The 18,413-nt window shown below is 41.1% G+C and carries 14 protein-coding genes; 13 read left to right on the top strand and 1 reads right to left on the bottom strand.

The features are described from left to right. Nucleotides 1-194: 194 nt before the first annotated feature. The 5 genes from L2735_RS16090 (at nt 195) to L2735_RS16070 (ending at nt 5,640) form a co-directional block, all read left to right on the top strand. The gene (locus L2735_RS16090; RefSeq protein ID WP_248985670.1) at nt 195-884 is read left to right on the top strand and encodes an ABC transporter ATP-binding protein; all 690 of its coding nucleotides are present in this window, start codon (nt 195-197) and stop codon (nt 882-884) included. After that, complete coding sequence (locus tag L2735_RS16085) at nt 877-1,905, top strand: HlyD family secretion protein (protein WP_248985669.1); 1,029 nt, start codon at nt 877-879, stop codon at nt 1,903-1,905. Before L2735_RS16090 ends, L2735_RS16085 begins: the two co-directional genes overlap by 8 nt. Next, nucleotides 1,902-3,071: an efflux RND transporter periplasmic adaptor subunit gene (locus L2735_RS16080; protein WP_248985668.1), complete on the top strand. Its 1,170-nt coding sequence runs from the start codon at nt 1,902-1,904 to the stop codon at nt 3,069-3,071. Before L2735_RS16085 ends, L2735_RS16080 begins: the two co-directional genes overlap by 4 nt. 62 nt (nt 3,072-3,133) lie before the next feature. After that, entirely contained in the window at nt 3,134-4,303 is a 1,170-nt protein-coding gene (locus tag L2735_RS16075) for an efflux RND transporter periplasmic adaptor subunit (protein ID WP_428848323.1), read from the top strand. A gap of 140 nt (nt 4,304-4,443) precedes the next feature. Continuing rightward, nucleotides 4,444-5,640, top strand: a complete 1,197-nt coding sequence (locus L2735_RS16070; RefSeq protein ID WP_248985721.1) for an ABC transporter permease — start codon at nt 4,444-4,446, stop codon at nt 5,638-5,640. A gap of 1,341 nt (nt 5,641-6,981) precedes the next feature. Here the strand turns inward: L2735_RS16070 and L2735_RS16065 are convergent. Next, a complete protein-coding gene (locus tag L2735_RS16065) occupies nt 6,982-8,268 on the bottom strand; it encodes a citrate synthase (RefSeq protein ID WP_220754215.1) in 1,287 nt (428 codons plus the stop codon). A gap of 414 nt (nt 8,269-8,682) precedes the next feature. Between L2735_RS16065 and sdhC the strand changes: the two genes are divergently transcribed. The 8 genes from sdhC (at nt 8,683) to sucD (ending at nt 18,267) form a co-directional block, all read left to right on the top strand. Further along, nucleotides 8,683-9,078: a succinate dehydrogenase, cytochrome b556 subunit gene (gene sdhC / locus L2735_RS16060; RefSeq protein WP_102528518.1), complete on the top strand. Its 396-nt coding sequence runs from the start codon at nt 8,683-8,685 to the stop codon at nt 9,076-9,078. Next, nucleotides 9,072-9,419, top strand: coding sequence for a succinate dehydrogenase, hydrophobic membrane anchor protein (gene sdhD / locus L2735_RS16055; RefSeq protein ID WP_055023360.1), 348 nt, complete (start codon nt 9,072-9,074; stop codon nt 9,417-9,419). The genes sdhC and sdhD overlap by 7 nt, the downstream gene beginning before the upstream one ends. Beyond that, nucleotides 9,420-11,186, top strand: coding sequence for a succinate dehydrogenase flavoprotein subunit (gene sdhA / locus L2735_RS16050; protein WP_248985666.1), 1,767 nt, complete (start codon nt 9,420-9,422; stop codon nt 11,184-11,186). Nucleotides 11,187-11,196: 10 nt separating this feature from the next. Continuing rightward, nucleotides 11,197-11,904, top strand: coding sequence for a succinate dehydrogenase iron-sulfur subunit (locus tag L2735_RS16045; RefSeq protein ID WP_153916690.1), 708 nt, complete (start codon nt 11,197-11,199; stop codon nt 11,902-11,904). Between the two features lie 208 nt (nt 11,905-12,112). Further along, the gene (gene sucA, locus L2735_RS16040; protein ID WP_248985665.1) at nt 12,113-14,935 is read left to right on the top strand and encodes a 2-oxoglutarate dehydrogenase E1 component; all 2,823 of its coding nucleotides are present in this window, start codon (nt 12,113-12,115) and stop codon (nt 14,933-14,935) included. A gap of 27 nt (nt 14,936-14,962) precedes the next feature. Further along, complete coding sequence (gene odhB / locus L2735_RS16035; RefSeq protein ID WP_248985664.1) at nt 14,963-16,150, top strand: 2-oxoglutarate dehydrogenase complex dihydrolipoyllysine-residue succinyltransferase; 1,188 nt, start codon at nt 14,963-14,965, stop codon at nt 16,148-16,150. A gap of 78 nt (nt 16,151-16,228) precedes the next feature. Beyond that, entirely contained in the window at nt 16,229-17,395 is a 1,167-nt protein-coding gene (gene sucC / locus L2735_RS16030; RefSeq protein WP_220754210.1) for an ADP-forming succinate--CoA ligase subunit beta, read from the top strand. Beyond that, complete coding sequence (gene sucD / locus L2735_RS16025) at nt 17,395-18,267, top strand: succinate--CoA ligase subunit alpha (RefSeq protein ID WP_220754209.1); 873 nt, start codon at nt 17,395-17,397, stop codon at nt 18,265-18,267. The genes sucC and sucD overlap by 1 nt, the downstream gene beginning before the upstream one ends. Nucleotides 18,268-18,413 lie beyond the last annotated feature (146 nt).

Here is an 18,413-nt window from a genome sequence, read left to right as displayed (position 1 = left end):
ATGCATTAATCGTTGAATATCAAGCATGCAATGCAGTCATTAATACACTAAAAAGTATTATACTTTACTGATTTTAAAAGTTATTTATAAGTATTGGATTTATAGGGAAATTTGAATTTATTTGCGTTTGAAAAGCATACAATCTGATTTTTATTGATATGATGTTATTTTTGAAACATTCGAAAAGACGTTAAATGATAAAAGTTGATGACTTAACCAAAGAATATCCCATGGGCGATACCAGCGTAAAAGCGCTCAATGGGGTAAGTTTTGAGATTAATGAAAACGAGTTTGTGGCAATAATGGGGCCTTCTGGTTCAGGTAAATCTACCTTAATGAACATTATTGGCTGTTTAGATAAACCAACATCTGGCAGTTATCAGCTAAACGAGCAGCAAGTCGCATCACTTGATGATGATGCACTTTCAGCTGTGCGTAACAAAGACATAGGTTTTGTATTTCAGAGCTTTCATTTACTTCCTCGGCTTTCCGCATTACAGAATGTACTCCTTCCTCTACGTTTTTCTTCGGCAGAAACACAAGACACTGACTATGCGCATGAGCTGTTAGCGCGAGTCAGTTTAGCTGACCGTCATGATCATCGGCCTAATCAGTTATCAGGTGGTCAACGTCAACGCGTTGCCATTGCGCGCTCACTCGTTAATAAACCCGCTATTTTACTGGCCGATGAACCAACTGGTGCGTTAGATAGTAAAACATCGGTAGAAATAATGGCGTTATTTACTGAATTACACCGCGCAGGGCAAACCATTATTTTAGTTACTCATGAAGAAGAAGTCGCTGCATATGCTCAAAGAGTGATCCGTATGCGGGATGGTGACATTGTTAAAATAGAAAATAATGTAGGAGAGAGCAATGCTTAAGTCGTTTAGCATGATCTCGAAAAAAGCGTTAACTTTTTCAACTCTCTTGGTCTATGCCTATAGTAATGTAGTATTGGCTCAACATGTTGAGATAGGATCTGGCAAGACTTCCGCTACAGAGTTTACCTCGCTTTTACTCACAGGACAGGTAGCGTCTAAAAACCTTCAACCATTTGTTGTTCCCAAAGCTGGGAGAGCTTGGCGTTATCAGATCCAATGGATGTTACCTGAAGGCAGCGTTGCTAAAGCGGGTGAGGTAGTTGTTGTATTTGATAAAAGCGAAATTGCCAATCAAATAGAACAGTTAGAGGCAAGTTTACTTAGAGTGACAGCCCAAGAACAAAACCAAACCATAGAATTAGACTCGCAGTTATTACAAGCCGAATTTGACCTTAAAAAAGCCCGGTTAGAACAAGAAAAAGCCCAACTTGATGGTGCGATACCCATCGACTTTATTGCGGCGAAAGATTATGCCGATAATCAGTTTGAACTATTAAGAACAGGTTCGGAGTTATCTAAAAAAAACCAAGCACTAATTGAAATCATTGATAAACGTAAGGCAACATTGGCGCAGCTGGCGATAGATAAGCAGCGGTCTCAACTTGAATTAGAGCAAGCTTTACAAGGGTTAGAGCAATTAGAGCTTAAAGCTGATATTGATGGGCCTATATTGTATGGTCGAGATAATCAAACCGACAAAAAATTTGCGGTGGGCGATTCCGTTCAAATCGGTCGTCAAATCGCCACTGTTCCAGCAATGAATAACCTTGAAGTGATTGCTTGGGTGAATGAAGTTGATGTGGATCGTTTGTTGTTATCCTCTCCAGTCACCATTCGGTTAGATTCTCAACCCGACATTTCGTTAAAAGGCAATATTGCAGACATAAGTTTACAAGCAAGCAAGCAACCTGCTTGGGGAAGCAGCAATTGGTTTAGGGTCTCTATTTCGTTTGATAGTGATGAAAGGGTAAAAATTATTCCTGGTATGAGCGTGTTGGTAGGGACTGGAGGTGCATTATGAACAGTATCAAGACGCCATTAATGTTGATAACCGCTTTGATACTTATCGGCTGTAGTGATAAAGCCGTTACTCAAGTCGAAGTTGGCGTACTTAATCAACAAATAGAAGTGACAGGCGAATTAGTATCAGCTGATACGGTCAATCTAATGCCACCTGCGATGCGCCGTGTTTGGCAGTATCAAATTAAAATGTTGGCGCCAGAAGGGGTTGAAGTAAGTAAAGGCGACGTTGTTGCTCAGCTTGATACGTCAGATTTAACTCAGCGGTTATCGGTAAAAACCGCCAATCTAGATACCACCATTCAAGATTTAGCCACTTCCAGACTTCGCAATGACAAAAGGGTACAAGAACTTCAACTTGAACTTGCAGAAGCGAAAATGAATCAAGAAAAAGCCCAGATGAAAGTTGATATTTCCGATGAAACCGTTTCAGTCATCGATAAGAACAAATATCAAAGCGATGCCATTATCGCAGATGATAATGTGGTTTTAATCAATAAAAAAATAGAATTAGAAAAGTTAAGTGCTGAGCAACGAGTCAAAATGCTCCAAGGTGATGAACAGAAGTTTTCAGCGGAAGTTGCCGCGATTAAACGCGGTATAAAGTCATTAACTATGATTGCCCCAAGATCGGGGATGGTTGTTTACGGTAATGATCAACAAGGTAATAAAGTGGCAGAAGGTCAGTCAATATTTGTTGGTGATTCTGTTTTAAGTATTCCTGACTTAAAACATATGCAAGTCAATATGACCATTCCTGAAGTGGAAGCTGGCAGAGTTAAAGTTGGCCAGAAACTTAAAATCCGCCTTGATGCTAACCCAGAGCGCAGTTTCAATGGTGAGATCTTAGAGTTAGGTGCGGTATTTAGAATTAAAAATCAAGATATACCTTTAGTTATCTTTGATGCAGTAGCTAGTATTGATCAACCCGATACTGAATTAATGCGACCAGGAATGACAGCCAAAATCAGTATTGATCTCGCAAATGAAAAGCAAAGTTTATTACTCTCACTTGATGCCGTGCATTATGACCGTGGTAAAGCATATGTGTATCAACCCACCTTAATGGGTGAGAAAAAGCAGTTGGTCAGTTTAGGTGTAATGGGTAAGGAGCAGGTGGTGATTACTCAAGGCTTACTAGAAGGTGACGAGGTGCTTTTACCATGAAGTATTTTAAGGGGGGATTACCGTCGAAAGTATTCAATGTTGGCGCACTATTAGCTGTGTCGATGTTCTCACTTATGGCTTGTAACGATTCAAATAATGATGGGGTACTAACCTTAGAGGTCACTCGTGGTGACTTTAAGGTCGATATCCCTGCTGTTGGTGAATTAGAAGCCAGCCAATCCACCATGATAAATGTGCCTTCAGGACTGCGCGGACCACAATCACTAGCTTGGATTATGGACAACTTTAACCCGGTTAAAGCGGGGGATGTGGTCGCTAAAATGGATGCAACTCGTGAAGGGTTTCGTTTAGAAATGGAGCAACTCGATTACGATAGATTAGGCCTTGATAGCCAAATTCAAACCGAAAAAGATAATACCATCAATAAAACGCTCAGTACGGACACTAAGCTTACTGCAGAAGAGCAAGATTTAGCCGATCGTTTTTTTAGTGAAGATGAACGTGTATATACCAAAATTGATATTATCGATCAGATGCGAAATCAAAATTACTTAGCTGCCAAAATGGATTTTTATGATTGGGGTATAGGGCAGCATGGTTCTCAAGCTGAGGCTGAGCAAGAGTTAATTAAACTTAAGCAAAGAGGCCATAAAACGAAAATGAATCGCTACTCAAATAACCTTAAACAAATGGAAATAATTGCGCCTCATGATGGCATGTTTGTCGCACAGCCGAGTTGGAACGGATCAACGCCAACAGCTGGAGACATGATGTGGTCAGGAATGACGATAGGCATCCTTCCTGATACCACACAAATGCAGGCAAAATTGTTTGTTTTAGAGTCAGAAGCATTAGGGTTAAGTATTGGTAAACCAGTAACCTTATTTTTAGATGCATACCCTAACCTAGCCGTGTCAGGTAAGGTTATTCAGTTAGATTCGTTGGCAAAAGCAAAAGATAAAAATAGCCCTGTGAACTACTTTCAGATCACCGTAAGTATTGATAAAACTCAAGTAAATATTATGCAACCTGGACGTCAAGTTACTGCTTCAGTTCATTCAATTGACATCACTGATGCGCTAACTGTGCCGAACCAGTCTTTGTTCCAAAAGTCGGGAGATTATTGGGTGTACCTGAAAACAAGTAAGGGTTTTATCAAGCAAGCTGTAGAGCCAGGTCATCGAAGCCTTAATCGCACGGTTATAAAGGATGGATTATCTCAAGGCGATGTCATCGCATTAACGACGCCACCTAAAAGGAGTCGTATTTAATGAATAACAACAGTATGGCAGGTGCTCAGCGAATCAAAAAGTCTGGTTCCAATGCAGGTAACAGCTTAAACAAAGCAAGTTTTAGTAAAAGTCACTGGATATCAGTTTATTGGGAAGGGGTTAAGCAAGCTTTTGATGAGATGCTTCATCATAAATTACGAACAGCATTAACACTGCTTGGGATGATATTTGGGGTAGGTGCAGTTATCGCGATGCTCAGTGTTGGCGAAGGAGCTGAGCGTGAAGCATTAAAAATGATCGAGTCGATGGGTGTCAACAACTTAGTAGTTAATGCCAGAATGACACAAGGTGATGCTTTAAAGTCAGTGCGGGAACACAGCATAGGCTTAAGTTTGCGTGATATTGATAGTGCTAGAGACACATTGCCATTTGTTGATAACTGGAGTGCTGAGAAAAATATAAAAGTGTTTAGCTTATTCAGTTTACAGGGGCGAAGTGATGCTCAAGTGACAGGGGTAACACCAAGTTATTTTGAATTGAGCGCTTTACCACTTGGGGAAGGTAGAACCATTTCTGCTTTTGACGAATCCCATTATCAGCAGGTTGCTGTGTTAGGCCCAGAAGCTGCACGTAGTCTGTTTCCACAAGGCGGTGCTATTGATAGCTTAGTGAAAGTTAACCATCAATGGTTTACCGTGATTGGCGTATTGTCTGAAAAAGAAGGCACTAAATCGTCAATTCAAGGTGTGAAGCTGGGTGGAGAGCGTAATAAAGTCTTTATACCATTAGCTACAGCGCTGAAAAAAATGAACTTCACATTGCTTGAAGATGAGTTAGATTCATTTAAATTAGCGATGAAGGAGGGTATTGATCCCACTCTTGGTGCTAAGAGCCTGCGTCATTTAATCAATCGCCGTCATGGCGGCGAAAAGGATTTTGAAATTGTTGTGCCTGCGGATCTACTGGCGCAGCATCAAAAAACGCAGCAAATTTTTAATATCGTAATGGCTTGTGTTGCGGGTATCTCACTGTTAGTGGGTGGTATTGGTATTATGAATATCATGCTGGCCACAATTTTAGAGCGAACTGGTGAAATTGGATTATTAAGAGCATTAGGAGCAAAACGTAAAGATATCGCCAGACAATTCTTAATTGAAAGCATCGCTATATCGGCTACCGGCGGAATAATTGGTATAGGGGTTGGATTGTTACTCGCGTTAATTATCTCTTCGGCTGCAGGTTGGCCAGTGGCTTGGTCGCCATTTTCCGTTGTGTTAGCTCTGGGTGTATGTATGACTATTGGCGTTGGCTTTGGTTTATATCCAGCTAAAAAAGCGGCAAGACTTGACCCTATTGTTGCACTACAAAGGGATTAATAGTGCTTTGAAGTAAGATTTTTGGAGTTTAATTAGTTTTTTTATTTGATTTTACATTTGTTTCTTTGAAATTTACTTAGCACTTTACTTAGCACTTGAATTGAATGGTTCTTACCAATATTTAATCAGTTAAAGTGAATATTCTAGTGGGTTAACTTTTGGGTGATTTTAATCAATCTGAGTCAAAAGTTATGTTTTGATTTAAGGCATTGTTAACGCTCATCTACATAATCTCGACTTTTCGTTGTTTTCAAGCTTGTATTATTGGCTGATATTAATCATTTCAGTTTTACAAATTGTAAAACACTTAACTAAATTTTATGTATTTTTGGGCTTATGAGTCTTAAAAAGTTCAATTAACGTGTTTTTTACCAATAAATAAAAATTTTTTTAATTAATTTATATGCTCTAAAGTTGAGCATGCTGCACTTATTTTGCACATTATTTGTCAGTTGAGCCTATCTTGTTAGATTTTACCTAATTATTTACATTGTCTCGCCTATTTCTTATTAGGTATGAAAATAAGTTTTTTAAGTATTTTTAATCAAGTGAAATGATATTTTTATAATTATGATGCAATAGTTATATTCTAATCGAATAAAAAAACGACGAACAAACTTATTTTTCAATAAAAAAACCATATTGGTGCATCAAATTGATACATTCAGTTAAGCTTTTTGGTGAATAATCATTCAAATTAGATTTTTAGTTTTATCGATTAGTGTATTAATTGGTCAAGTAGATAAAGGTATTTGGTTAGAAGGGTGAGCTAATTGGTTATACAGCTTGAGGTGATATCTTAGACAGTGGGTATCCTTTGATAAATTTTGATTGGAAATTACATTTCCTAGGTTATTTCTACGCTTAAATGAGCTCTGTCATTCAGGTTTTTAGAGTCAAAATAAGGGCGTTGATTCTGAATATTTACCTATTTAATGTTTAGGTTTACGGCCACGAATCGCTACGTATATCTTCAAAAAAGTGGCCATCAAACTTAGGCCCAAATGACGCTTTTTCTTACTTAAAACTGATGATACTTTTCTGCTTTAGAGATTCATTCATCCCCCAGTATAGTAGCTTAGTTTAGCCAGCTAGTTTGCGTTGAATAATCCTTTAATATTTCACTTTGGTCAGGCCACTTAAGTTAGTCAGAGAGTCGCTGAATTATATTTGTTGAGAAGTATTAATTGGGCATAGGCTCAGTCGTCGTGGGAGCAAGTGCACGATGGTGTGATGAATTAATATCCTTGTCTATTGTTCTTGCTTATAGCGTGTTTTAGCTAACTTATAGACATAAAAAAAGCGCCTCGAAGGCGCTTTTTATTAAACGGTATAATGACGCTATCGTTTATCTAAGCTAACAAAATCACGGTCTTCAGAGCCAGTATATAACTGACGTGGACGGCTAATTTTGTGACCTGGTTGGTCAAGCATTTCTTTCCAATGTGCAATCCAACCAACAGTACGTGAAAGTGCGAATAACACTGTAAACATACTTGTAGGAATACCAATTGCTTTCATGATAATTCCTGAGTAGAAATCAACATTTGGATAAAGCTTCTTAGAAACGAAATATTCGTCTTCTAATGCTATGCGTTCTAGTTCCATTGCGACATCTAGTAGAGGATCTTGAACGTTTAGTTCTGCTAAAACTTCATGACAAGTTTCACGCATTACCTTCGCGCGAGGGTCGAAGTTTTTGTATACGCGATGTCCGAAGCCCATTAAGCGGAACGGATCAGCTTTGTCTTTCGCACGAGCGACAAACTCAGGAATACGATCAACACTACCAATTTCTTCTAGCATGTTTAAGCAAGCTTCGTTAGCACCACCATGAGCTGGACCCCATAATGAAGCGATACCTGCAGCGATACATGCAAATGGATTAGCACCTGATGAACCCGCTAAACGTACTGTTGACGTTGATGCATTTTGCTCATGGTCAGCATGCAATACAAAAATTCTGTCCATTGCTTTTTCAACAATAGGATTCACTTTGTACTCTTCACATGGAACAGCAAACATCATCGACAAGAAGTTACCTGCGTAACTTAGGTCGTTGCGTGGGTAGACGAAAGGTTGGCCAATTGAATACTTGTAGCACATTGCTGCAATCGTTGGCATTTTAGAAACTAGGCGGAAAGCCGCAATTTCACGATGTTTTTCATCATTTACATCAAGAGAATCTTGGTAGAACGCAGATAATGCACCAGTAACGCCACATAGCATCGCCATAGGGTGTGCATCACGACGGAAGCCTCTAAAGAAAGAAGCTAATTGCTCATTCACCATTGTGTGGTTTTTCACCATAGCAACAAACTCTTCATATTGAGTTTTGCTAGGTAATTCACCGTACAACAACAAGTAACAAACGTCTAAATAGTTAGATTCAGTAGCTAACTCGTAAATTGGGTAACCACGGTGTGTAAGTACACCTTTCTCACCATCAATATAGGTAATCGCAGATTCGCAAGAAGCGGTTGCTAAAAAACCAGGATCGAAAGTGAAATGTCCTGTCTTTCCTAATTTACTAATATCGATTACGTCAAAGCCAGCAGTTCCCTGCTTAACTGGTAATTCGATTGATTCATTCCCCGGTAACTCTAATTTGGCTATATTGTCAGCCATACCCCGTTCTCCTTACTTCATTCTTTTCTGTGAGTGCGGCATGTTAAGCGGACATTACTTTACAGTGAATCGTGATCACATTTCAATTTAAATAAGCGTTTAAATTTATTAGACCATGGTATAAACCTTGCTTAAGGCCTTGCCAGTATTGGCCTTAAACAAAAAAACCGTAAAAAAACAAATTTTGCTTAGTGTGATGTTTGTATTTGACAATGGGCTTGAGTATACTGAGCTCGCCCAAAAAGGGAGACGAGCATCACATTTTTGAAAGCGTTTTTAGCCTAGCTAAATTAGTGCTTTCTCAAATAGTTAAGTGTTTGATAGTAGTCTGTTAAGTTTCAACATTTTGTTTACATTAGTGTATTCGTGTATCAAATAGAAGCTAAGCAAGATGAATAATAAAAATAATGCTCAATGGAGCTGAGTGAGCAGAACGTGAAAAAGCAAAGACCTGTCCATATAGACCTACAGACCATTCGCTTTCCTGCAACAGCGATTGCGTCAATTCTTCACCGCGTATCCGGTGTCATCATGCTGTTTGCTGTCGGTATTCTTATTTGGATGCTAAATGAATCTTTAGCATCGCCTGAGAGTTTCGCCGGCCTACAATCTCTTTTTGATAACTTGCTCGTTAAGTTTGTTATCTGGGGAATTCTTACTGCGCTTGGTTATCACTTAATCGTTGGCTTACGTCATCTGATTATGGATACCGGTCGTTGGGAAGAGTTAGCCTCAGGCTTAGCATCAGCAAAAATCGCCTTTGTTTTATCAGCGGCGTTTTCAATCATCGTGGGGATTTGGGTATGGTAACCAACGCAGCAAGCCTTGGACGCAGTGGTGTTCATGACTTTATTTTAATCCGTGCTAGTGCAGTAATTTTAACCTGTTACACCATTTTTATGGTTGGGTTTATTGCTTGTAGCGCCCCATTAACTTACGAAATTTGGCATGGTCTATTTAGCACCTTACCAATGAAAGTATTCACTTTGCTGGCACTGGTTGCCGTATTAATTCATTCGTGGATTGGTATTTGGCAAGTGCTAACTGATTACGTTAAAAACGTATCAGTTCGTGGATTACTTCAGTTCGTATTTGTCGTAGCGGCTTTTTGTTATCTAGCTGCAGGCATCATCATAGTGTGGGGTGTTTAAGTGAGTATTCCAGTACGCGAATTTGACGCAGTAGTGATCGGCGCTGGTGGCGCTGGCATGCGAGCGGCTTTACAAATTTCAAAAGAAGGTAAGAGCTGTGCGCTTTTATCTAAAGTGTTCCCAACACGTTCTCATACGGTTTCTGCGCAAGGTGGTATCACTGTTGCGTTAGGTAACGCGCATGAAGATCATTGGGAACAGCACATGTACGATACTGTGAAAGGTTCTGATTTTATCGGTGACCAAGAAGCAATTGAATTCATGTGTAAGACAGGTCCTGAAGCGGTTATTGAACTTGAGCAAATGGGTCTACCTTTCTCTCGTTTCGAAAACGGCACTATCTATCAACGTCCATTTGGTGGCCAATCAAAGAACTTTGGTGGCGAACAAGCGGCACGTACTGCAGCTGCAGCTGACCGTACCGGTCATGCTTTGCTTCATTGCTTATACCAACAAAACGTAAAGCACAAAACTGAAGTGTTTTCTGAGTGGTATGCATTAGATTTAGTTAAAAACGATGACGGCGCAATTGTGGGTTGTACTGCAATTGAAATTGAAACTGGCGAGATTGTTTACTTCAAGTCGAAGGCAACAATTTTAGCAACTGGTGGTGCAGGGCGTATTTACGCTTCTACTACTAATGCTCACATTAACACCGGCGATGGTGTTGGTATGGCAATGCGCGCTGGTGTTCAGATGCAAGACATGGAAATGTGGCAGTTCCACCCAACGGGTATTGCTGGCGCAGGTGTACTTGTAACTGAAGGTTGTCGTGGTGAAGGTGGTTATCTTTTAAATAAAGATGGCGAGCGCTTCATGGAGCGTTATGCACCTAATGCAAAAGATTTGGCTTCTCGTGACGTTGTTGCTCGTTCAATGATGACAGAGATCCGTCAAGGTCGTGGATTAGATGGTCCACTAGGCCCGCACTGTTTACTTAAGCTTGATCACCTTGGTAAAGAAACATTAGAAGCACGTCTTCCTGGTGTTTGTGAACTTTCTCGTACGTTCGCGCATATTGATCCAGCAGATGGCCCAATCCCTGTATTGCCAACATGTCATTACATGATGGGTGGTCTACCCGCTAAAGTTAGTGGTCAAGTTGTTCGTCAAAACACCGATGGTACTGAACAAGATATCGTAGGTTTATTCGCTGTAGGTGAGATTGCTTGTGTATCAGTACACGGTGCAAACCGCTTAGGTGGTAACTCATTACTTGATTTAGTGGTATTTGGTCGTGCAGCAGGTCAGCATTTAGGTAAAGCCCTAGATGAAACAGCTGATCCTAAAGCACCGTCTGAAGCTCAGATTTCAGCATCACTTGATCGTCTTAATCGCTGGGAAAGCAATAAAGATGGTGAAGATCCTGCTGTTATTCGTAAAGACTTACAGTTATGTATGCAGCTTAACTTCTCAGTATTCAGAAGTGGTGATGCAATGGCTGAAGGCCTTAAAGAGCTTAAAGCAATTCGTGAACGTTTAGCGAATGCTAAGTTATCTGATAACTCTTCAGAATTTAATACTCAGCGGATTGAATGTTTAGAGCTTGATAACTTGATGGCAACGGCGATTGCTACAGCTTACGCTGCTAACTTCCGTACAGAAAGCCGTGGTGCGCATTCTCGTGAAGATTTCTTAGACCGTGATGATGATAATTGGTTATGTCACAGTGTCTTTGACCCTATCACTGAACAAATGACTAAGCGTGAAGTGAACATGGAGCCTAAGCTTCGTGATGCATTCCCGCCTATCAAGCGTACTTACTAGGAGCAGACCGATGAAATTGGAATTTGCAGTTTATCGCTACAATCCTGATGTAGATGCTAAGCCTTATATGAAAGATTACAGCTTAGAAGTGGATGAAGGTACCGACATGATGGTATTGGATGCACTGATGAAGCTGAAAGAGTCAGACACGTCGTTGTCATTTAGACGCTCATGCCGTGAAGGTGTTTGTGGTAGTGACGGTGTAAACATGAATGGTAAAAACGGATTAGCGTGTATTACGCCTGTTTCTACTTTCAAAGGTAAGAAAATTGAAATTCGTCCACTACCAGGGATGCCTGTAGTACGTGATTTAATTGTCGACCTGACTCAGTTTTACACTCAGTACGAAAAAATTAAGCCGTTTCTTATCAATGATGAGAAAACTCCGGCTCGTGAACATCTACAGTCTCCAGAAGAGCGTGCTCATCTAGATGGTTTGTATGAATGTATCATGTGTGCTTGTTGTTCAACTGCTTGTCCATCGTTCTGGTGGAACCCTGATAAGTTTATCGGGCCAAGTGGTTTACTTCATGCATATCGCTTCTTAATTGATAGCCGCGACACTGCGACTGAAGAGCGTTTAGCTGGTCTAGACGATGCTTACAGTGTTTTCCGTTGCCACGGTATTATGAACTGTGTTGATGTTTGTCCTAAAGGACTAAACCCAACTAAAGCTATTGGCCATATCAAGTCAATGCTACTGAAGCGAGCAGTATAAATGCACAATGTAGAGCTAGGACTATCTCTTAAATAGCTCTTGATGAGAGCCATCTTCATCATTGTAGATGGCTCTTTGTGTGTATTAGCAAGACCTTTGTATTTAACGCTGTAAAATTATATAGTTAGATACGATTCGATTACGGTGCAAAAGGTATCGTAATTTTGATTATGGCGAAGCACGTGTATCAAGTTTGTAAGGAAAAGTAATGCACCAAGGCATCATGAAAGCTTGGCTCGAATCGTCACATTTAAGTGGCTCAAATTCGACCTACGTAGAAGAGATGTATGAAGCCTATCAAGAGGATCCAAGTTCAGTTACTGCTGATTGGCAAGCCGTCTTTGATAATCTCCCTGCGGTAAATGGTACTTCTCAAGATATACCTGAAGCTGCACACTCTAAAGTACGTGATTATTTCCGCAGTTTAGCATTAGAAAGTCGTGCCAAAGGCGCCAGCCGTGTAACCGACCCTGAATTAGATGCTAAGCAAGTTAAAGTTCTCCAACTAATTAATGCTCACCGTTTTCGTGGTCATCAAAATGCCAATCTTGATCCTCTAGGGTTATGGCAACGCGAAGCTGTTCAAGAACTAAACCCAGCGTTTCATGGTCTTGATGCTGAAGACATGTCGCGTGAATTCAATACGGGTTCATTTGCGTACGGTAGTGACACATTAAAACTGGCTGACATTGTTCATGCACTTAAGAGCACATATTGTGGCTCAATTGGTGCTGAATACATGCACATTACCGACACAGATGAAAAACGTTGGATTCAACAACGTCTTGAACCGTCTTTAGGTAAAGCAAATTATGACAATTCCACTAAGAAACGTATCTTAGAAGGCCTAAACGCTGCTGAAGGTATGGAAAAATACCTTGGCGCGAAATTCCCAGGCGCAAAACGTTTCTCACTTGAAGGTGGTGATGCTTTAGTTCCAATGATGCGCGAGATTTTATACCGTGCAGGTGAAGCGGGTACTAAAGAAATCGTTGTTGGTATGGCTCACCGTGGTCGTTTAAACGTACTCGTTAACGTGCTAGGTAAGCGTCCTGCAGAATTATTTGACGAATTCGCTGGAAAACACGATGAAATTCATGGTTCTGGTGACGTTAAGTACCATCAAGGTTTCTCTTCAGATTTCGAAACGCCAGGTGGTAATGTCCATTTAGCGTTAGCGTTTAACCCGTCTCATCTTGAAATCGTTAATCCAGTTGTTATCGGTTCTGTTCGCGCTCGTCAAGATCGTCGTGGATGTACTGACGGCTTACAAGTGATGCCAATCACCATTCATGGTGACTCAGCTATTACGGGTCAAGGTATTGTTCAAGAGACATTTAACATGTCTCAAGCGCGTGGTTTTAGAGTTGGCGGTAGTATTCGTATCGTTATCAATAACCAAGTTGGCTTTACGACTTCTAACCATGAAGATGTTCGTTCTACAGAATACTGTACCGATATCGCTAAAATGGTTCAGGCACCAATTTTCCACGTTAATGCTGATGACCCAGAGGCTGTTGCCTTTATTTCTCAGTTAGCTGTTGATTACCGTAACGAATTTAAACGTGACGTTGTTATCGATTTAGTATGTTACCGCCGTCATGGCCATAACGAAGCTGATGAGCCTAGTGCTACACAGCCGTTGATGTACGCTAAAATTAAAAAACATCCAACGCCGCGTAAGATTTATGCAGATCGTCTAATCGAAGAAAGCAGTATCTCTGCTGATGATGTAACAGGTTTAGTGAATACTTACCGTGACTCATTAGATGCAGGCGATTGTGTGGTTAAAGAATGGCGTCCAATGACACTTCACACAGTGGATTGGACACCTTATTTAAACCGCGAATGGGATGAAACTTACCAAGCTTCAATGGCACTTGAGCGTTTAAATAATTTAGCGCAGAAAATTGTCGATATCCCAGAAAGCCATAAGCTCCAGTCTCGTGTCGCTAAGATTTACAAAGACCGCGTTGCCATGGCTAACGGTGAAAAACCGTTAGATTGGGGGTTCGCTGAAACCTTAGCTTATGCGTCTATCTTAGAAGATAAAAAACGTGTTCGAATTACAGGTCAAGATTCTGGTCGTGGTACTTTCTTCCATCGTCATGCTGTTTTACATAACCAAAATGACGGTACGACTTATTTGCCATTACGTAATGTGGCCGATGAGCAAGGTGAGATTGATATTATCGATTCAGTATTATCTGAAGCATCAGTATTAGCATTTGAATACGGTTATGCAACTGCTGAACCAGGCGGGTTAACAATTTGGGAAGCGCAGTTTGGCGACTTCGTAAACTGTGCTCAAGTGGTTATCGATCAATTCTTGTCATCTGGTGAGCAAAAGTGGGGCCGTTTATGTGGTCTGACTATGCTGTTACCACATGGCTATGAAGGCCAAGGCCCTGAGCATTCATCTGCTCGCCTTGAACGTTTCCTACAATTATGTGCTAACCACAATATGCAGGTGTGTGTTCCTTCAACACCGGCTCAGGTTTATCACATGTTGCGTCGTCAAGTTGTACGTCCTATGCGTCGTCCTCTTGTGGTGATGTCACCTAAATCATTACTACGTCATCCTTTAGCTGTTTCGTCTCTTGATGAACTCGCTAACGGAAGCTTCCAGAGTGTGATTGGTGAACTTGATGCATTAGACGCGAGTAAAGTGGATCGCGTTGTCTTCTGTAGCGGCAAGGTTTATTTCGAGTTACTCGACAAGCGTCGTAAACAAGAAATAACTAACGTAGCTATTTTACGTGTGGAACAACTGTACCCGTTCCCACAAGAAGAAATGCAAGCAGCACTTGCTGAATATCAGCATGTTAAAGACTTTGTATGGTGTCAGGAAGAACCGCAAAACCAGGGTGCTTGGTATTGTAGCCAGCATCATTTCTGGGCAGCGATTCCTGCAGGCGCACAATTAACTTACGCTGGACGTGAAGCATCTGCTGCACCAGCTTGTGGTTATCCGGCTCTGCATGCTCGCCAGCAAGAAGAATTAATCAATAGCGCATTAAAACTGTCGTAATAAAATTTATAAAAAGGAAAGCTTTCCATGAGTATCGAAATTAAGGTACCCGTTTTGCCAGAATCAGTTGCTGATGCGACTATCGCGACATGGCATGTGCAACCTGGAGAACAGGTTTCTCGTGACCAAAATCTAGTTGATATTGAAACTGATAAAGTTGTTCTAGAAGTTGTTGCGCCAGAAGATGGTTCTCTGAGTGAAATTCTATTCCCAGACGGCGAAACTGTTCTTGGTGAACAAGTTATTGCTAACTTTGTTGCTGGTGCGGTTTCTGGCCAAGAAGTAACAAAAGCTGAAGCAGAAGCTGCAGCTCCAGTTGCTGCTGAATCAGATGAATCAAATGATGCTTTAAGCCCATCAGTTCGTCGCTTAATTGCTGAACATAATCTTGATGCTGCTGCAATTAAAGGCACAGGTGTTGGCGGACGTATTACTAAAGAAGACGTCGAAGCATTTGTTAAGTCTGCGCCTGCGCCAAAACCTGCTGCGCCTGCACCAGTTGCTCCGCTTGAAGGTCGTAGCCAAAAACGTGTTCCAATGACACGTTTACGTAAGACGATTGCTAATCGCTTACTTGAAGCTAAAAACTCTACCGCAATGCTAACAACGTTTAACGAAGTTAACATGCAGCCAATCATGGATATTCGTAAGCAGTATCAAGAAATCTTTGAAAAGCGCCACGGTATTCGTTTAGGTTTCATGTCTTTCTACGTTAAAGCTGTGACTGAAGCACTTAAGCGTTTCCCTGAAGTTAATGCTTCAATTGATGGCGACGAAATTGTTTATCACAACTACTTTGATGTAAGCATTGCAGTATCTACCCCACGTGGTTTGGTAACACCAGTCCTGCGTGACACAGATACGATGAGCCTTGCTGAAATCGAGAAGAATGTACGCGAATTAGCGCTTAAAGGCCGTGACGGTAAATTATCTGTTGATGATATGACTGGCGGTAACTTCACAGTGACTAATGGCGGTGTTTTCGGTTCACTCATGTCGACCCCAATTTTAAACCTTCCTCAAAGCGCAATCTTAGGCATGCATGCTATTAAAGATCGCCCAATGGCAGTGAATGGTGAGGTTGTTATTCAACCTATGATGTACCTAGCACTATCTTACGACCATCGTATTGTTGATGGCCGTGAGTCAGTTGGATTCTTGGTTGCTATTAAAGACTTCCTTGAAGACCCAACACGTCTATTGCTTGACCTATAAGAGTCAACTAGACAGTACCCTCGTAGCTGGCTCAAACGAGCCAGTAGGATTTTTTAAGAAGTATATGGATAGATCATCATGAATTTGCATGAGTATCAGGCAAAATCCTTATTTGCCGAATATGGTTTACCAGTTTCTGAAGGCTTCGCTTGCGATACAGCCCAAGAAGCGGTAGAAGCTGCTGGTCACATTGGCGGTAATATGTGGGTTGTTAAGTGTCAAGTACACGCAGGCGGCCGTGGTAAAGCAGGTGGCGTTAAAGTTACCGGCGATAAAGAAGAAATCAGAGCATTTGCTGAAAACTGGTTAGGTAAGAACTTAGTCACTTACCAAACTGACGAAAAAGGTCAGCCGGTTGCTAAAATCTTAGTAGAAAGCTGTACTGATATCGCAAACGAATTATACCTTGGTGCCGTAGTTGACCGTGCAACACGTCGTGTTGTTTTCATGGCTTCAACTGAAGGTGGTGTTGAGATTGAAACTGTTGCTGAAGAAACTCCTGAGTTAATTCACAAAGCAATCATCGATCCATTAGCGGGTCCTCAGCCATACCAAGCACGTGATCTTGGCTTCAAGTTAGGTTTAAACCCAACTCAAATGAAGCAGTTCACTAAAGTGTTCATGGGCTTAGCAAAAATGTTTGAAGACCATGATTTCGCTTTACTTGAAATCAACCCACTTGTTATCACTGACGAAGGCAACATTCACTGTCTTGATGGCAAAATTGGTATCGATGGTAATGCTTTATTCCGTCAACCAAAAATCCGTGAAATGCACGATCCATCACAAGATGATGCACGTGAAGCACACGCAGCTAAGTTTGAACTTAACTACGTTGCACTAGACGGAAATGTTGGTTGTATGGTTAACGGTGCAGGCCTAGCAATGGGTACTATGGACATCGTAAACCTACACGGCGGCAAGCCAGCTAACTTCTTAGACGTTGGCGGCGGAGCAACTAAAGAACGTGTTGCTGAAGCATTTAAAATCATTCTTTCTGATTCAAATGTTAAAGCAGTATTGGTTAACATCTTCGGTGGCATCGTACGTTGTGACATGATTGCTGAAGGTATTATCGGTGCAGTTAAAGAAGTCGGTGTTCAAGTGCCTGTTGTTGTTCGTCTTGAAGGTACTAACGCTGAATTAGGTCGTGAAGTTCTAGCTAACTCAGATCTTGATATCATTGCAGCTACAAGTCTAACTGACGCAGCTGAGCAAGTTGTTAAAGCTGCGGAGGACAAATAATGTCTGTATTAATTAACAAAGATACTAAAGTTATCTGTCAAGGTTTCACTGGCGGCCAAGGTACTTTCCATTCTGAGCAAGCAATTGCTTACGGTACTAAAATGGTTGGTGGCGTATCTCCAGGAAAAGGCGGTCAAGTTCATTTAGATCTTCCAGTCTTTAACACTGTTAAAGATGCTGTTGCAGAAACAGGCGCTACTGCTTCTGTTATCTATGTACCTGCACCTTTCTGTAAAGATGCTATCTTCGAAGCGATTGACGGTGGCATTGAGCTAATCGTATGTATCACTGAAGGTATCCCTACGTTAGATATGCTTCAAGTTAAAGTTAAGCTTGAAGAAACTGGCGTTCGCATGATCGGTCCTAACTGTCCAGGTGTTATCACTCCTGGTGAATGTAAGATTGGTATCATGCCTGGTCACATCCACAAGCCTGGTAAAGTCGGTATTGTTTCACGCTCTGGTACCTTGACGTACGAAGCGGTTAAGCAAACTACTGACGAAGGTTTCGGCCAATCAACTTGTGTTGGTATTGGCGGTGACCCGATTCCTGGTACTAACTTCATCGACGTATTGGAAATGTTCCAAAACGATCCACAAACTGAAGCAATCGTAATGATTGGTGAAATTGGTGGTACTGCTGAAGAAGAAGCGGCTGAATATATCAAAGCTAATGTAACTAAACCTGTTGTTTCTTACATTGCTGGTGTTACTGCACCAGAAGGTAAGCGTATGGGTCATGCTGGCGCAATTATCGCTGGTGGTAAAGGTACTGCTGAAGATAAATTCGCTGCACTAGAAGCGGCTGGCGTAAGCACAGTTCGTTCTTTAGCTGATATCGGTAAAGCACTACGTACTAAAACTGGCTGGTAATCACTAGTTAGATTTAGAAAAAGGCGCTTAGGCGCCTCAGATTAATGACAAACCCCCACTTTTTTTAAGTGGGGGTTTTATTTTATTGGTTTATACGCATTTCACGACGTTTATTTAAAAACACATCTTGAGCAATATTGTTGGTT

The sequence above is a fragment of the Shewanella olleyana genome (genome assembly GCF_023283825.1).
Lineage (GTDB): Bacteria > Pseudomonadota > Gammaproteobacteria > Enterobacterales > Shewanellaceae > Shewanella > Shewanella olleyana.
Note: the sequence above shows the minus strand (reverse complement) of the source record. Positions and strands in the feature narration are given on the sequence as shown.

Excerpts from the sequence above, each read along its gene's own strand:
- L2735_RS16085 (WP_248985669.1), top strand. The coding sequence starts at position 877 with ATGCTTAAGTCGTTTAGCATGATCTCGAAAAAAGCGTTAACTTTTTCA.
- odhB (WP_248985664.1), top strand. The coding sequence starts at position 14,963 with ATGAGTATCGAAATTAAGGTACCCGTTTTGCCAGAATCAGTTGCTGAT.
- sdhC (WP_102528518.1), top strand. The coding sequence starts at position 8,683 with ATGGAGCTGAGTGAGCAGAACGTGAAAAAGCAAAGACCTGTCCATATA.
- sucC (WP_220754210.1), top strand. The coding sequence starts at position 16,229 with ATGAATTTGCATGAGTATCAGGCAAAATCCTTATTTGCCGAATATGGT.
- L2735_RS16045 (WP_153916690.1), top strand. The coding sequence starts at position 11,197 with ATGAAATTGGAATTTGCAGTTTATCGCTACAATCCTGATGTAGATGCT.
- L2735_RS16065 (WP_220754215.1), bottom strand. The coding sequence starts at position 8,268 with ATGGCTGACAATATAGCCAAATTAGAGTTACCGGGGAATGAATCAATC.
- sucD (WP_220754209.1), top strand. The coding sequence starts at position 17,395 with ATGTCTGTATTAATTAACAAAGATACTAAAGTTATCTGTCAAGGTTTC.
- sucA (WP_248985665.1), top strand. The coding sequence starts at position 12,113 with ATGCACCAAGGCATCATGAAAGCTTGGCTCGAATCGTCACATTTAAGT.
- sdhD (WP_055023360.1), top strand. The coding sequence starts at position 9,072 with ATGGTAACCAACGCAGCAAGCCTTGGACGCAGTGGTGTTCATGACTTT.
- L2735_RS16070 (WP_248985721.1), top strand. The coding sequence starts at position 4,444 with ATGCTTCATCATAAATTACGAACAGCATTAACACTGCTTGGGATGATA.
- L2735_RS16080 (WP_248985668.1), top strand. The coding sequence starts at position 1,902 with ATGAACAGTATCAAGACGCCATTAATGTTGATAACCGCTTTGATACTT.
- L2735_RS16090 (WP_248985670.1), top strand. The coding sequence starts at position 195 with ATGATAAAAGTTGATGACTTAACCAAAGAATATCCCATGGGCGATACC.
- L2735_RS16075 (WP_428848323.1), top strand. The coding sequence starts at position 3,134 with ATGTTCTCACTTATGGCTTGTAACGATTCAAATAATGATGGGGTACTA.